Origin of the sequence: Micromonospora sp. LOL_023 (assembly GCF_048060115.1) — a bacterium.
Classification (GTDB): domain Bacteria; phylum Actinomycetota; class Actinomycetes; order Mycobacteriales; family Micromonosporaceae; genus Micromonospora_E.
Map to the genome: position 1 here is coordinate 84225 of NZ_JBHMIM010000004.1, position 14330 is coordinate 98554.

The 14330-nt window shown below is 70.5% G+C and carries 17 protein-coding genes and 1 pseudogene; 7 read left to right on the forward strand and 11 right to left on the reverse strand.

The annotated features are described in order from the left end of the window. Positions 1–24: 24 nt before the first annotated feature. The 8 genes from ACFHVL_RS03625 to ACFHVL_RS03660 all read right to left on the reverse strand — a co-directional run bounded on the left by ACFHVL_RS03625 (position 25) and on the right by ACFHVL_RS03660 (position 6380). Positions 25–639 carry a MarC family protein gene (locus tag ACFHVL_RS03625; protein WP_416625502.1) on the reverse strand — a complete coding sequence of 205 codons (615 nt, stop codon included), beginning with the start codon at positions 637–639 and terminating at the stop codon, positions 25–27. Positions 640–699: 60 nt separating this feature from the next. Further along, positions 700–1560 (reverse strand): PHP domain-containing protein, encoded by an 861-nt coding sequence (locus tag ACFHVL_RS03630; protein ID WP_416625504.1) that lies wholly within the window; start codon positions 1558–1560, stop codon positions 700–702. Beyond that, positions 1557–2843 carry a hypothetical protein gene (locus ACFHVL_RS03635; protein WP_416625506.1) on the reverse strand — a complete coding sequence of 429 codons (1287 nt, stop codon included), beginning with the start codon at positions 2841–2843 and terminating at the stop codon, positions 1557–1559. The genes ACFHVL_RS03630 and ACFHVL_RS03635 overlap by 4 nt, the downstream gene beginning before the upstream one ends. Positions 2844–2926: 83 nt before the next feature. Next, positions 2927–3688 carry a SigE family RNA polymerase sigma factor gene (locus ACFHVL_RS03640; RefSeq protein ID WP_416625508.1) on the reverse strand — a complete coding sequence of 254 codons (762 nt, stop codon included), beginning with the start codon at positions 3686–3688 and terminating at the stop codon, positions 2927–2929. A 59-nt stretch (positions 3689–3747) separates the two neighbouring features. Continuing rightward, entirely contained in the window at positions 3748–4623 is an 876-nt protein-coding gene (locus tag ACFHVL_RS03645; protein WP_416625509.1) for a PH domain-containing protein, read from the reverse strand. Positions 4624–4629: 6 nt separating this feature from the next. Then, on the reverse strand, positions 4630–4788 hold the full coding sequence (locus tag ACFHVL_RS03650) for a hypothetical protein (RefSeq protein WP_326549541.1): 159 nt from the start codon (positions 4786–4788) through the stop codon (positions 4630–4632). Positions 4789–4894: 106 nt separating this feature from the next. Further along, entirely contained in the window at positions 4895–5599 is a 705-nt protein-coding gene (locus ACFHVL_RS03655; protein ID WP_416625677.1) for a DUF6758 family protein, read from the reverse strand. A 151-nt stretch (positions 5600–5750) separates the two neighbouring features. Beyond that, a complete protein-coding gene (locus ACFHVL_RS03660; RefSeq protein ID WP_416625679.1) occupies positions 5751–6380 on the reverse strand; it encodes a TrmH family RNA methyltransferase in 630 nt (209 codons plus the stop codon). 236 nt (positions 6381–6616) lie between these two features. On the opposite strand from ACFHVL_RS03660, the gene ACFHVL_RS03665 reads away from it, so the two are divergent. After that, positions 6617–6958: a hypothetical protein gene (locus ACFHVL_RS03665; RefSeq protein ID WP_416625511.1), complete on the forward strand. Its 342-nt coding sequence runs from the start codon at positions 6617–6619 to the stop codon at positions 6956–6958. Next, positions 6945–7307, forward strand: a complete 363-nt coding sequence (gene trxA, locus ACFHVL_RS03670) for a thioredoxin (RefSeq protein ID WP_416625512.1) — start codon at positions 6945–6947, stop codon at positions 7305–7307. The genes ACFHVL_RS03665 and trxA overlap by 14 nt, the downstream gene beginning before the upstream one ends. Positions 7308–7367: 60 nt before the next feature. On the opposite strand, the gene ACFHVL_RS03675 is transcribed toward trxA, so the two are convergent. Further along, entirely contained in the window at positions 7368–8180 is an 813-nt protein-coding gene (locus ACFHVL_RS03675; RefSeq protein WP_416625680.1) for a sugar phosphate isomerase/epimerase family protein, read from the reverse strand. Positions 8181–8271: 91 nt separating this feature from the next. Then, positions 8272–9444, reverse strand: a complete 1173-nt coding sequence (locus tag ACFHVL_RS03680) for a Gfo/Idh/MocA family protein (protein ID WP_416625514.1) — start codon at positions 9442–9444, stop codon at positions 8272–8274. Positions 9445–9656: 212 nt separating this feature from the next. Here ACFHVL_RS03680 and ACFHVL_RS03685 point away from each other — a divergent pair, with 212 nt between their 5' ends. From ACFHVL_RS03685 to ACFHVL_RS03700, 4 genes are all read left to right on the forward strand, one after another. Next, the gene (locus tag ACFHVL_RS03685) at positions 9657–10682 is read left to right on the forward strand and encodes a LacI family DNA-binding transcriptional regulator (RefSeq protein WP_416625516.1); all 1026 of its coding nucleotides are present in this window, start codon (positions 9657–9659) and stop codon (positions 10680–10682) included. Positions 10683–10750: 68 nt separating this feature from the next. Then, complete coding sequence (locus tag ACFHVL_RS03690; RefSeq protein ID WP_416625518.1) at positions 10751–11833, forward strand: Rv2578c family radical SAM protein; 1083 nt, start codon at positions 10751–10753, stop codon at positions 11831–11833. A 75-nt stretch (positions 11834–11908) separates the two neighbouring features. Then, the gene (locus tag ACFHVL_RS03695; protein ID WP_416625520.1) at positions 11909–12316 is read left to right on the forward strand and encodes a CoA-binding protein; all 408 of its coding nucleotides are present in this window, start codon (positions 11909–11911) and stop codon (positions 12314–12316) included. A gap of 99 nt (positions 12317–12415) precedes the next feature. Next, entirely contained in the window at positions 12416–12697 is a 282-nt protein-coding gene (locus ACFHVL_RS03700) for a DUF4190 domain-containing protein (RefSeq protein ID WP_416625522.1), read from the forward strand. A 34-nt stretch (positions 12698–12731) separates the two neighbouring features. Here the strand turns inward: ACFHVL_RS03700 and ACFHVL_RS03705 are convergent. Further along, a pseudogene (locus ACFHVL_RS03705) lies at positions 12732–13508 on the reverse strand (SDR family NAD(P)-dependent oxidoreductase); the annotation flags it as partial. A gap of 265 nt (positions 13509–13773) precedes the next feature. Between ACFHVL_RS03705 and ACFHVL_RS03710 the strand changes: the two are divergent. After that, positions 13774–14301 (forward strand): DUF4190 domain-containing protein, encoded by a 528-nt coding sequence (locus tag ACFHVL_RS03710; RefSeq protein ID WP_416625524.1) that lies wholly within the window; start codon positions 13774–13776, stop codon positions 14299–14301. Positions 14302–14330 lie beyond the last annotated feature (29 nt).

Sequence of the window (14330 nt, forward strand, 5' to 3'; positions counted from 1 at the left end):
ATCCTGCCACGGCACGTCCACCGGTCAACCGGCGGCCACATAGGAACGGACGAACGCTGCCACCGCGTCGGCGATCAACTGGACCGCGATCGCGGCGAGCAGCAGCCCGGCGATCCGGGTCAGCACCTCGATGCCGCCGGGCCTGAGCACCTTGACGATGAAGCCGGAGAAGTGCAGCGTCAACCAGACCACCAGCATGACCGAGACGATGCCGACCGCGATCGCCACGTAGTCGGCGGTGGCGTCGGCCCGCTGGACGAACAGCATGGTCGCCACGATCGCGCCCGGCCCGGCGAGCAACGGGGTGCCCAGTGGGACCAGAGCGATGTTCGACGTCGACTGCTGACCGGGGTCGTCGGCCTTGCCGGTCAGCAGTTCGAGTGCGACCAGGATGAGCAGCAGGCCACCGGCGGCCTGCAACGCCGGCAACTCGATGTGCAGGTACGCGAGCAGCGTCTGCCCGGCCACCGCGAATACCACGATCACCCCGAGGGCCAACGCCACGGCCTGCCAGGCGGCCCGACGGCGTTGCCGCACCGGCAACGCGCCGGTGAGAGCGAGGAAGATCGGCACCATGCCGGGTGGATCGGTGATCACGAACAAGGTCACGAAGACCTCGCCGAACAGCTTGAGGTTCACCCGCTCAACCTAGTGGGCTGCGGATCCTCGACCTAGCCGGCGGCGGATCGACGGCCAGGGTCAGATCGGCGGTACGCCCGACGCCGCGGCGACCAACCGTTCGTACGCCTCGACACCGGTCGTCCAGGCACCGAGTTGGACCGTCTTGTGGCTGCCGTGGAAGTCGGAGGAGCCGGTCGCGACCAGGTCCAGCTCGGCGGCGAGCCGGTGCACGTGTGCCCGCTCGGCCGGGCTGTGGTCGGTGTGGTCGGCCTCCAGACCGGTCAGCCCGGCCGCAGCGAGCTCGACGATCAGCGAGTCCGGCACGATCCGGCCGCGTCGGCTGGCCCGTGGGTGGGCGAAGACGGTGACCCCGCCGGCGTCGCGGACCAGCTTGACTGCGGCGAACACGTCGACGTCGTCCTTGGGTAGCCGGTAGCGCTCGCCGAGCCAGCGCGGGGCGAACGCCTCGGTGGTGTCGGCGACCAGGCCGGCGCGGATGAGCGCCTGGGCGATGTGTGGCCGGCCGACGCTGCCGCCGGCCGCGTACCCGAGGACCTCCGCCCAGGTGACGTCGATGCCGTCGGCGCGCAGCAGGTCGACCGTGCGTTCGCCGCGTACGGTCCGCGCGGCCCGGACCCGGTCGAGCTCGGCCCGCAACGCCCGGTCCGTCGGGTCGAACAGGTAGCCGAGCAGATGCAACGGTACGGCGGGCTCAGCCCCGTACCAGCGGCAGGAGATCTCGGTGCCCCGGATCAGGGTCAGCCCGGTCGGCCGGGCGGCTGCCGCCGCCGCCCAGCCCGCCGTCGTGTCGTGGTCGGTGAGCGCCACGACCCGCAGCCCGGCTGTCGCGGCTGCCTGGACCAGCTCCGCCGGCCCCAGGGTGCCGTCGCTGGCGGTCGAGTGGGCATGCAGGTCGATCCCGGTGGATGTGTCCGTCACCGGCGGTCCGTCACCCCGGCGACCAGCACCGGCTGCGTGTCGGACGACGTCGACACCGGGAGTTTGAGCTGCTCCACGGCGCCACCCCGGTCGTTGCTGATCCGGTCGACGTCGATCCTGACCACCTGGTCGAGGCCGGACGCGTGCACCACCGTCGCGGGGTCCACCCAGACGGTGGTGCCGGTGATCCGTTGACCGGCCTCCCGCACCGCGCCGGCCTGGCCGTCGAAGACCCGCTGCAGATCGACCAGCAGCGCCAACTCTGACTCGCTGGCCGACCGGGCGTCCGCGACCCCGTTGATCATCAGCCAGCGGCCGTCGGCGGACACCGCCCCACGGCCGTCGCCGGTCAGCGGCAACATGCACGCGGTCCTGGTCACGGTGAAGTCGTGTCGCACGTCCAGCAGGGCCAGGCAGGGCCGACCGGACGCGTCGCTGATCTGGGCGACCACCGTCGAGCCGTCCGGCAGCGTCCCGTACACCGCGCTGGTGGTGTCGCTCCAGATCGGCTGGAACTCCCCCTGTTCCGGCCGCCAGACGCTGTACCCACGGGTGCGGTCGGCGCGGTCGCGCGCCATCAGCACGGCGTCGCCGGCGAACCCGATGGGGCTGCTCCGCTCTGGTACCGGGCTGGTCGTGGTGCCGGTGAGTTCACCGCTGACCACCGACGCCACCGCGACTTCCGTACCGCGACGCCAGGCGATGCGGGCCCCGGCCTCGTCGACCGCGACCGCGTCGACACCGGGCAGCACCGCTTTCGGCGACGCGTCGGTCGTCACGAACCAGACCCCGGCATCGCCATCGGTGGACGGTTCGGTCACCACCAGCCAACCGCCCGACATCCGGATCGCCTGCGCCACGTCGACGAGCGGGTCGAGGCTCACCCGTTGGCCTTCGGTGGTGCGCAACTCGCCGGCCAGCACGATGTCGACCGGGGGCAACTGCACCGCCGCCATCGGTTCGCGCTGCAGCTCGCCGCTGAACGGTAGTGGTGCGGCGGGTGCCGCCGGGCCGCTCGAGGTCAGCGCCGAGCCGGCCGAGGGCGCCGGCTCGGCGAGCAGCGCGGTGGTGGTGGCGGACGGGGACAGCAGCAGTTGGCCACCGGCGATGCCTGCGCTCGCCAGCAGACACCCGGCCAGCACCGCGACGCCACCGGTGCGGGTCCGCCGGATCCGCCGGGCCCGCCGGATCGCCCGCCCCGCCAGGTCGGCGGTCCTCGGCGCATTGCCGGCCCGGTCCACCAGGCAGTCCCGCAACGCTCGCTCAAGGTCTTCGGTGGCCACGACAGGTGAACGCCGCCGTACCGTCGGATGGTTGTCGCTGGTCGGCCTGAAGGAACCGCCGCTCGGCGGTCCAAAGAGATGAGTCACCGTTCTACCGCACCGCTGCTCGCGTAGGCGGGAAGCGGCAGGATGCAGCCGCCCGGCAGTCTGGCCGCCGGCAGCGGCTGACCGGGCAGCACCGGGCCGGGGGTGACAGGGGCGGCGGACTCGCCGCCAGCCGGCGGCTGCGCAACCGGTGCCGGTATCGCGGTCGGGGTGCCGCCGCCGACTGCTGGGACCTGCGCCTGGTGACCAGCCGGCAGTTGGACCCGCATCGGGATCGGGGCCTCCGAGACGGCCGCCGGAGTCAGGCCCTCCGCGACCAGGCGTTTGCGCAGCGTGCCGAGTGCCCGCGAGGTCTGACTCTTGACCGTGCCCGGTGAGATGTCGAGCAGCGCGGCGGTCTGCGCCTCGGAAAGGTCCTCGTAGAACCGCAGCACCAGCACGGCGCGCTGCCGCGCGGGCAGAGCCTTGACGTGCCGCCAGAGGACGTCACGCTCGAGATGCTCCTGGATCAGATCCGGCCCGGCCCGTTCCGGCAGCGTCTCGGTGGGGCGTTCACCATGCCATCGCCGACGCCACCAGCTGGTTGCCGTGTTGACGAGCACCCGACGGGCGTACGGCTCGACCGCCTCTATCTGACCGAGGCGTTTCCAGGCCAGGTAGGTCTTGGTCAACGCGGTCTGCAGCAGGTCCTCGGCCGTCGCCCAGTCACCGGCGAGCAGGTACGCGGTCCGCAGCAACGCACCGGACCGGGACGCGACGAACTCGTGGAACTCCTCCTCCACGGAGTCTCTGGACGTCACCGGCAGCCTCCCCCGTCACTCGACACGATACGACCGGACCGCGATCGTCGCGTCGGCCATCAGCCGCCGTCGTCCGCCTTGGCTGCGGCTTCGTCCTTGCTCAGCCGCGCCTCCACCGCCTGCGGCTCGTACATCTCCTCGACGACGCGCAGGTAGAGCTCGTTCGGGTTGGGCAGGTTCTTGACCTCCCGCAACGCCTGCTCCTGGCCGGCGGACTCGAGGATGAATGTGCCGTAGTTGAGGAAACGGCCGAGCGGCGACTGCCCGTACTTCATGTCGGTGACCCGCAGCAACGGCATCATGGCCACGTTGCGGGTGATGATGCCGTTGACGACCATCACCCGTTTGTTGGTGAGGATGAAGCGGTCGAACCACCAGTCGGCGATCTTCCAGCCGACCCAGCCGAGCACGCCGAGCCAGATCAGCACGGCGACGGTGGTCAACCCGCCGACGTCCTGCCCGGCCAGGAAGCCGGAGAGGTAGCCGAGGACGAAGGTGGCGACCACACCGACCAGCAACGGGGTGAACAGGTGGATCCAGTGTCGCTTCCACTCGCCCCGGTAACGCTCGGTCGGGAAGAGATACCGGGCGACCAGCGGAGTCGGCTCGTCCTCCAGCGGCAGGACCCGGCGGGGCTGTCTCGGCAGGCCGGCCCCGTCGCCTTGCAGACCGGCGATCTCGTCGGCGGAGATGTCGGGCGGCGAGTAGCTGATGATCGGCTCTTCGTGCACCCGTCTGGTGCCGCCGCCGTAGCCGGCATCGCCGGAGTACGCCGGACCGTCCGAATAGGACGAACCGGCGGAGTAGGACGGCCCGTCACCGAAGTGCGGACCGTCCTCTGGGCGAACCCGCGGAATCGGTTCAGTGTCACGCTGACGTCGCCGACGAGCGGCTTCGTCGTCGTCTGCATCGGGGGGCTCAGAGGGGTTGCCCATGGACGACTAAGCCACGAGGCTGGTGAAGAAGTCGCCGAACCCTTGTGCCACGTCGACGATGCCGCCGCCCACCGACTTGAAGACGTCGGCCGCTGAGTCGGGCCGGAACGCGACGAAGAAAATCAAGAACGCGATTCCGCCCCAGGTGAGGACCTTCTTGACCATTGCGGGCCATCCCCCTCCATGTGGCGCGCCGCGACCCTCGTCCCGGCGATACTAGAATATCAGTCCTTCGTCCTGCGGTGGTGTAGTTGATCGTGGGAAATGGTGTTCACGCTTTTCCGTGCAGGTACGGTGACGGCGCACCGTACACCATCCCGGCCGGGACCTCCTGGGACAGGTCATGCAGGACGATCTCCTCGGCCAGCAGGTAACCGGCGCTCGCCGGCCAGGTCACCGCGTACAACCAGAGTCCGCGCGCCTCGCCCGCGTAGGCGCTGCGGTCCGGTTCCGCGCCGACCGACCACAACGGAGTCGGATGGCCTCCGGCCCGCACCTTCGCATGCGGACCGCCCGGCGACGACGCCCGATCACCGGCCGGCTCCGCGTCGCCCAGCAGCCCGGTCAGGAAGTCGCCAGGGTCCGGGCCGGGCAGGCTGGCGAACCGGTTGCCCAGCCCCACGCCCGGCTCCTCCGCGACGATCACCAGGTCGGCCGGTCCGCCGCAGACCGGCGCCGGACCACTGAACGCGGTGACCGTCGCCCGAACGGCGTCGTGTTCCTCGCCCACCCAGCCGACGCCGGTCAGCGTCCAGCCCGGCAGCAGCGGCCAGAGGGCCCACATCGGCGCCGACGGTCCGGGCGGGCCCGGCGACCCACCGCTCAGCCGGAGCACCGCGCTCGCCACGATCTCGGGTCCGATGTGCTCGGCTACGTGCAGCGGCGGCACCGGGCCGCAACTGTCGCAGCGAGAACCGCTGTGCATCAGGTCGGGCGGCCGCATCTGCCCGCCGCAGCGGGGACAACTCACCATCATGCCCACGGCACCTACGTTGCGCGTCGGAATGCTCACCGTCAAGCGAACCGGCTTTTTCGGTCATTCTTTCCCTCGACGGCGGGCCACGGACCCGCCGGGGCGAGGGATCCCGGCACGTGACGCGCTCATCCCCCGCGCTCATCCCCCGCGCTCATCCCCGCGCCGGGTCCGGCGACGGCCCGGCGTGCGACCGGATCCAGGCGTGCATCGCGATCCCGCTGGCCACGCCGGCGTTGATGGATCGGGTCGACCCGTACTGCGCGATGGAGTAGAGCAGGTGGCAACCCGAGCGGGCGGCGTCGGACAATCCCGGGCCCTCCTGACCGAACAGCAGCACGCAACGGCGCGGCAGTTCGACGGTCTCGAGCGCCCGGGACCCGGCGAGGTTGTCGATCCCGATGATCGGAAGCCGACCCCGCTCCGCCCACGTCAGCAGGTCACCGATGTCGGGGTGGTGCCGGACGTGCTGGTAGCGGTCGGTCACCATGGCCCCGCGGCGGTTCCACCGACGACGCCCGACGATGTGCACCTCAGCGGCGAGGAACGCGTTGGCGTTGCGCACGACGGTGCCGATGTTGAGGTCGTGCTGCCAGTTCTCGATCGCCACGTGGAAGTCGTGCCGACGCCGGTCGAGGTCGGCGACGATCGCCTCTCGTCGCCAGTACCGGTAACGGTCGACCACGTTGCGCCGGTCTCCGCCGGCCAGCAACTCCGGGTCGTACTTCGGGTCTGTCGGCGGGTCACCCGACCACGGACCGACGCCCACCTCGGCGACGAACATCTCGTCGGCCGGCGCTCCAGCCGGGGTCGGGGGTACCGGTGACTCGCTTTGCCACTGCTCCACGCTCTGCAGAGCGTACTGACGGCACCGTCCGGGCGAGACGGCGGCAGAAGGAAGAAGAGGACTGCGATGTCCGGGAGAGGCACCAATGTCCGGAGCGACTCAGGCTGATTCCCGAACCCGGACGCAATGAACGGCGGGGCCCTCCCCGGCACCCGCCGTCCACGCTCTGATAGGTGAAGATTCTGCCGGACCCGGGGCGGCGCGGGAAGGGTGCCAACCGAGACGGAAGTCACAGTTATGCTTTTGCAACCTTACTGTTGGTAATCGCGTCGACCGACGAACTCGCCCATCGGGGGCAATCGTTTGCGCTAGTCACGCCACAAATCGATCCCGCCACTCGGCCGGACCTGGGAAAACAGCTGGAAACGCTCCCATCACACTCAGTGACCGGCCATAAGTCGCGTTTCAACAAAGATCAATCGGGAATGCCGACACGCCCGCAGCGGTTTCCCACGGTAGACCGGGGAATCACCACCCGACATCTGGCGATCGGAGACATCGATGGCAACCGTTGAGCTAACCGCGCAGAACTTTGACGCAAAGACGTCCGGCGACGGCATCGTCCTGGTCGACTTCTGGGCAAGCTGGTGCGGTCCGTGCGTCAAGTTCGCTCCGGTCTACGAGCGCGCCGCCCAGAAGCACGACGACATCGTCTTCGGCAAGGTGGACACCGAGGCACAGCAGGACCTCGCCATGAAGTTCGACATCCGCTCCATCCCGACGATCATGGCGATCCGCGACGGGGTGGTGGTCTTCGCCCAGCCCGGTGCGCTGCCGGAGTCCGCGCTGGAGTCGCTGATCGAACAGGTACGGGCGCTGGACATGGACGACGTGCGCAAGCAACTCGCCGCGCACAACCACTGACCGGAGCCCGCCTCGACCCACCGGCCGGGGGCGGTGCCAGACGCACCGGCCCCGGCCGGGTCAGCGGCTGCCGACCGCCGCCCGGTAACCGGCGATCGTCCGAGCCAGGATCTCGGCGCCGGGGCGCCGCCAGACCGCCTCGTGGAACACCTCGACCTCCACAGGTCCGGTGAATCCGGCCGCGTCCACCGCCGCCGCGAACCTGCCGAGCTCGACGCAGCCCGACCCGGGCAGGCCCCGTCCGAGCAGCACACCCTCCGGTAGCGGAGTGATCCAGTCCGCGAGTTGGAAGCAGGCGATCCGCCCGGCCCGGCCCGCCCGTTCGATCTGGCTCCACACCTGGTCGTCCCACCACACGTGGTAGGTGTCGACGACCACACCGACGGCGGACGCCGGATACGGTTCGGCGAGATCCAGCGCCTGGCCGAGGGTCGCCACCACACAGCGGTCGGCGCAGAACATCGGGTGCAGCGGTTCGATCGCCAGCGTGACCCCGGCTTCGACCGCGTGGGGCACGAGTCGGCCGATCGCGTCGCCGACCCATGACCTGGCGGCGTCCAGGTCCCGGCCGGGTCCGCCGTGTGTCGCACCGACCAATCCGCCGGACGAGTCGCCACCTCCACCGGGCAGCCCGCCGGAGACCAGCACCAGGACCGGGGCACCGAGTTCGGCGGCCTCGTCGATGGCTCGACGATTGTCGTCGTACCAGTCGGGTGTCGAGAAGAACCCACCGCGGCACAGCGAGGTCACCGACAAGCCGGCACCCCGGACCAACTCGGCGGTCCTGCGCACCCCGTAGGCCGCCGTCTCCTCCCGCCACAGCCCGATCCCGCGCACCCCGGCCGTCACGCACCCGGCGATCATCTCCGCCATCGGCCAGTACTTGGTGGTCGCGGCGTTCAGGGCGAATCGCGGTGGGGCGGTGCCGGGGCCGTCCGCCGGCACCGTCACCACACCGAACGGGTCACTCACCGGTGAGTTCCGGGATCTCGATCCGACGACCCTCCCGCGCCGACCGCAGCCCGGACTCGGCGAGTTGCACCCCGCGCGCACCGGCCCAGAGATCCCAGCTGTAGGGCGCGTCCTCGACCACATGGCGCAGGAACAGCTCCCACTGCGCCTTGAAGCCGTTGTCGAACTCGTCGTTGTCCGGCACGGTCTGCCACTGGGTACGGAAGTCCTCGGTCACCGGCAGGTCCGGGTTCCACACCGGCTTGGGCGTGCCGGCCCGGTGCTGGACGCGGCAGTTGCGCAGCCCGGCGACCGCACTGCCCTCGGTCCCGTCGACCTGGAACTCGACCAGTTCGTCGCGGTAGACCCGGACCGCCCAGGAGGAGTTGATCTGGGCGACGATCCGGCCGCCCTCCGGCCCGGGTCGGTCGATCTCGAAGATGCCGTACGCGGCGTCGTCGGCGGTGGCGTCGTAGGGCTCGCCGGCTTCGTCCCAGCGGCGCTCGATGTGTGTCGCGACCTGGGCTGTCACCGACGCCACCCGACCGAAGATCTGCTCCAGGACGTAGTGCCAGTGCGGGAACATGTCGACGGTGATCCCGCCGCCGTCCGCCGCCCGGTAGTTCCAGGACGGCCGCTGCGCCGGCTGCCAGTCCCCCTCGAACACCCAGTAGCCGAACTCGCCGCGTACCGAAAGGATCCGGCCGAAGAACCCGCCCTTCACCAGACGGTCCAGCTTGCGCAGCCCTGGCAGGAAGAGCTTGTCCTGGACGACGCCGTGTTTGATCCCGGCGGCGTCCGCCAACCTGGCCAGGTCCACCGCGCCGGCCAGGTCCTCGGCCGTCGGCTTCTCGGTGTAGATGTGCTTGCCGGCGTCGATCGCCAGCCGCAACGCCTTCTCCCGCTGGGCGGTTACCTGGGCGTCGAAGTAGACCTGCATGTCCGCGCGGGCCAACGCCGCCGCCAGGTCGGTCGTCCAGTCGGTGAGCCCATGCCGATCGGCGAGCTCCCGCAGCTTGTCCTCGTTGCGACCGACCAGCACAAGCTCGGGCCAGAGTCGAGTACCGTCGGCCAACGGCAGTCCACCTTGGTCACGGATCGCGAGCAGGGACCGGACGAGGTGCTGCCGGTAACCCATCCGGCCGGTGACACCGTTGAGGACGATCCCGATGGTGGTACGGGCCATGCCTCGCCTCCTTGTCTGGTGGCGCCGCTAGGTAAGCGCTTTCCTCATAACGGTACTGCGTCGGCGCGCGCTCCGGCAAGGGCTTTCCGACGGCATGCGAGGCGGTCACGCTATCCTCACGGCAAGCAATCCCGGACCGCACGCGACGCCGCGCGCATCCGGCCCTGAAGCCGGCCCCGGCACCACCCGGGCGACCCGGAAAGGAGCCGATCGTGGCCACCCTGGCTGATGTCGCGAAACGCGCCGGCGTGTCACCGGCCACCGCATCCCGCATCATCAACGGCAGCAGCAAGCCGGTCACCGAGGCGTTGCGCGACCGGGTCCTCGCGGCGGTCGAGGAGCTGCAGTACGTCCCCAACGCCCACGCGCAGTCGCTGGCCCGGTCCCACCGCAGCGCGGTCGGCGTCGTGGTGCACGACGTCTCCGACCCGTACTTCGCCGAGATAACCCGCGGCCTGCAGCGGGTGGCCACCGAGCACGGCCGGTTGGTGATCATCTGCAACAGCTACCGCGACCCGGAGAAGGAGCTGCAGTACGTCGAGCTGCTCCGTGCCCACCAGGTGGCGGCGATCATCCTCGCCGGATCCGGCTACCACGACGAGACGTTCACCGAACGGCTGGAGAGCAAGCTGAGGGTCTACGAGCGGACCGGCGGGCGGGTCGCGGTCATCGGTCGGCACGAACACGCGGGCGACGCGGTGGTTCCCGACAACGAGATGGGCGGCTACCTGCTCGGTGCCGAGCTCTACTCGCTCGGCCACACCAGGTTCGGCGTGGTGGCCGGACCCAAGGTGCTGACCACGACGACCGACCGGCTCACCGGGCTCCGTCGGGCAGCCCGCGAGCACGGCCAGAAGCTACCGGCCCGGCGGGTGGCGTATGCGGACTTCGACCGGGCCAGCGGAGCGGCCGCCGCCGCGAGCCTGCTGGACGCCGAACCCGGACTGACCGCGATCGCCGCGCTCAACGACTCGATGGCGATCGGCACCATGGCGCTGTTGCGGTCCCGCGGAATCATCGTCCCGGAGCAGGTCAGCGTGGTCGGCTTCGACGACATGCCGGTGGCTCGCGACATCACGCCGGCGTTGACCACGGTGCGGCTGCCGCTGGCCGAGATGGGCGCCCGGGCGATGACGATGGCGTTGCAGCCGGGTGCCGCGGCTCGGGCGCCGATCATCGAGGAGATCGGCGCGGAACTCGTAAGGCGCGAAAGCGCCGGACCCGCCCGACCGGTCTGACCCGCCCGACCCGCCCGACCCGGGCCGCGCACTTGCCACCAGGTAGAACATGTGTTCGAATTGCTGTCATGCGTTGGGACACCCTGTCGGCTCCCCACGGTCGGGAGGTCCTTCCTCGGGTAGCCCCGGCGGCTCCACCCCTGCCGCTGGGGCTACCCGAGGCCGTGTCCCGCACCTTCGACACGCCCGGCTTCGCCGGGATGACCTTCTTCGAGATCAACGCCAAGTCGATCATCAATCAGGTGCGGGGCTCGTCCCGGGTGCCCTTCGAGTGGACGATCAATCCGTACCGCGGCTGCAGCCACGCCTGCTCGTACTGCTTCGCCCGAAACACGCACACCTACCTTGACCTCGACGCCGGTCTCGACTTCGACACCAAGGTCATCGTGAAGGTCAACGCGGCGGAGCTCCTGCGCCGCGAGTTGGCCGCATCCAGCTGGGCCGGCGGGCCCATCGCGATGGGCACCAACGTCGACTGCTACCAGCGGGCCGAAGGACGCTACCGACTGATGCCCGAGATCATCAGCGCGTTGCGTGACGCGGGCAACCCGTTCTCGATCCTCACCAAGGGCACCCTGATCCTGCGCGACCTGCCCCTGCTGCGCGAGGCCGCGCGGGCGGCCCCGGTCAGCCTCGCGATGTCGATCGGCTTTGTCGACGAGGCACTGTGGCGGGCGGTCGAGTCCGGTGCGCCGAGCCCGGCCCGACGGCTGGCCACGGTCCGCGCCCTGGTCGACGCCGGCTTCAGCGTCAACGTCCTGATGGCGCCGATCCTGCCCGGTCTGACCGACGACGAGGAGTCCATCGACGCCACCGTGGCCGCGATCGCCCGGGCCGGTGCCGCCAGTGTCGTCCCACTGCCATTGCATCTGCGGCCCGGCGCCCGCGAGTGGTACGCCGCCTGGCTCGGCAGGACCTTTCCCGAGCTCCGCACGCACTACCAGGCGCTGTTTCGGGCCGGGTCCTACCTGCCGCAGTCCTACCAGCGCGAAGTCGTCGCCCGGGTTCGGATGGCTGCCCGCCGGCACGGCCTGCCGCCGGCCGATCCGGGCGCCACGCGCCGGGTCGACGGCGTGGCCAGCACAGATGGTGAGATGACCGGCCGGGCACCGGTCCACCCGAGCGCGCCGGTGCAACTCGCCCTGCTGTGACTCCTGCTTGACCGGCTGCCGGCCAGGAACCGTCGGACGGGGAGCGGCCCTACCGGCACGCACTACGCTCGGTGGGTGAGAAGTCCACAGCAAATTCTGGCCGAGGCGCGGACGATCGCGGTGGTCGGTGCCTCCCGCGATCCGGCGAAGCCGGCACACAGCGTCCCGGCGCAGCTCATCCGGCACGGCTGGCAGGTGATTCCGGTCAACCCGCGCGCCCGGGAGATCTTCGGCGTACCCACCGTTGCCAGCCTGGCCGAGATCGCGGTGCCGATCGACCTGGTCGACGTGTTCCGACCGGTGCCGGAGGCGATCGACGTGGTACGCGAGGCGGTGCGGATCGGCGCCCCCGCCGTCTGGTTGCAGAGCGGCATCACGTCGGCCGAGGCCCGCGAGATCGCCGCCGCCGCCGGCATCGACTACGTCGAGGACCGCTGCCTCGCCGTCGAACGGGCGCTCGCCGGCCTCACCCGCCGAGCCTGACCCGTCCTCCTCCGCGAACTCTCACGATCTTGCGGAGGTCGATGGACAGATCCGACAGAATTTCTCGATAACCGCAGGACCGTCGGGAATACTGGTCGGGTGAGTCAACCGAACCCGCCCTACCCCGCGACGCCACCGCCCGGCCGGGGCACGAACGTGCTGGCGATCCTCTCGCTGGTGTTCGCCTTCGTCTTCGCCCCGGCCGGAATCGTGCTCGGGCACCTCGCCAAACGCCAGATCCGGCAGACGGGTGAGGAAGGTGAACCGCTGGCCAGATGGGGACTCATCCTCAGCTACGTGTTCACCATCCTCGGCCTGCTCGCCTGCTGCGGCGCCTTCGCCGCCGCCATCTGGAGCGCCGGCGGGACCACCACCTACTGACCGCTCGGCCCGCCGCCGGATCTGGCGGCGAGGTTCAGCGGTACTGCGCCTCCCGGACGCTGTTGCCGCCGTCGACCACCAGCATCTGCCCGGTGATGTACGACGCCGCCGGTGAACAGAAGAACGCGATCGCCGCCGCCACCTCGTCCGGCGTACCGGGACGGCCGATCGGCGTACCCATGCCCTGCTTGAGTTCGGTCACCGTTGACGCCGCGGTGTAGATCGTGCCGGGCGCGACGGCGTTGACCGTGACCCCGTCGGCGACCATCTCCATCGCCAGGGCGCGGGTCAACCCGACCACCCCGGCCTTCGCCGCCGCGTAGCCCGCCTCGGTCGGCAGGGCGTTGACCGGACCGGCGGTGGCGGCAAGGTTGACGATCCGGCCCCAACCGCGTTCGGACATCCCGCCGATGAAGGCCCGGCTGCACAGAAACGCGGTGGTGAGGTTGCGGTCGATCTCCGCGCGCCATTCGTCGAAGCTGAGCTGGGCGACCGGGCGCAGCACCTCCGGACTCGCCCGGCTGGCCAGCCCGGCGTTGTTGACCAGCACCTCGACGTCACCCAACTGCTCGGTGACCGCGTCGGCCAACGCGGCGACCTCGGCCTCATCGGTCAGGTCCGCCACGAAGCCGATCGCGCCGAGCTCCGATGCGCGCTCGTGGATACGCCGGGTGGTCGAGACGATGGCCACCCGGGCACCGAGCTGGCCGAGCCGACGCGCGGTGGCATATCCGATGCCGTCCGAGCTGCCGGCGCCGGTGACCAACGCGATCCGGCCGTCCAACCGCAACGGTCCGGGCTCCGGAGCTGGTCCGGTGGCGGCCGTCGGCCCGCCCGGATCGGCATCGGCCGTAACTGATCCGTCCTGGTCGACGGCCGGTGCAGGAACGGTGGAACGGTGTGTGTCGGCGTCTCGCGTACCGGCGCGGGAACGGACCACGGTACGTGCGTCAAAGCCCATGCGCTGATCCTGCCTGTTGGCGTCGCGCTGGGCAACGACGCGCGGTCGTCGCGAGTTGGCGGTCACGGTCTACCCTGAGCGCGCAACCAGCGACCCTACAGAGAGACCCTCGGTGATGAGCCAACCCCAGCAGCCCGGCAATTGGGGCGATCCGTCCTGGCCCAGTCAGCAGCCCTACGGCTATCCCGATCCGGCAGGCCAGGTCAGTGGGCAGCCGGTCTCCCAGGGCGGCTACCCGGCGTTCACCGACCCCAGTTTCCAGCAGGCCGGCTACCCACCGGCCGGCTACCCACCACCGGGCTACCCGGCACCCGGGTACGGCGCGCCGGGCGGCTACCCGTACCCGGTCGCCGCCGCGATGCCGACGAACGGCCGGGCCATCGCGGCGTTGGTCGTCGGCATCCTCGGGATCCTGGGGCTGTGCGGGTACCTCGTTCCCGGCCTGCTCGGCATCGTCGGCGCGCTGCTCGGACATTCCGCCCGCCGGCAGATCCGCGAAAGCGCCGCCCAGGGCCAGCCGCAGCAGGGTGAGGGAATGGCCACCGCCGGCATCATCACCGGTTGGATCTCCTTCAGCATCGCACTGCTCGCCAGCATCGGGATCACCATCGGGATCATCGTCAGCATCGCCCAGGGCCAGTAGCGGCACAGCGGCCAGTCGGCACCGGGGCG

Coding starts and splice junctions, on each gene's coding strand:
- ACFHVL_RS03660 (WP_416625679.1), bottom strand. CDS start 6,380: ATGTTCGTCGCCGAGGTGGGCGTCGGTCCGTGGTCGGGTGACCCGCCG.
- ACFHVL_RS03710 (WP_416625524.1), top strand. CDS start 13,774: ATGAGCCAACCCCAGCAGCCCGGCAATTGGGGCGATCCGTCCTGGCCC.
- ACFHVL_RS03675 (WP_416625680.1), bottom strand. CDS start 8,180: ATGGCGGAGATGATCGCCGGGTGCGTGACGGCCGGGGTGCGCGGGATC.
- ACFHVL_RS03680 (WP_416625514.1), bottom strand. CDS start 9,444: ATGGCCCGTACCACCATCGGGATCGTCCTCAACGGTGTCACCGGCCGG.
- trxA (WP_416625512.1), top strand. CDS start 6,945: ATGGCAACCGTTGAGCTAACCGCGCAGAACTTTGACGCAAAGACGTCC.
- ACFHVL_RS03650 (WP_326549541.1), bottom strand. CDS start 4,788: ATGGTCAAGAAGGTCCTCACCTGGGGCGGAATCGCGTTCTTGATTTTC.
- ACFHVL_RS03690 (WP_416625518.1), top strand. CDS start 10,751: ATGCGTTGGGACACCCTGTCGGCTCCCCACGGTCGGGAGGTCCTTCCT.
- ACFHVL_RS03645 (WP_416625509.1), bottom strand. CDS start 4,623: ATGGGCAACCCCTCTGAGCCCCCCGATGCAGACGACGACGAAGCCGCT.
- ACFHVL_RS03655 (WP_416625677.1), bottom strand. CDS start 5,599: ATGATGGTGAGTTGTCCCCGCTGCGGCGGGCAGATGCGGCCGCCCGAC.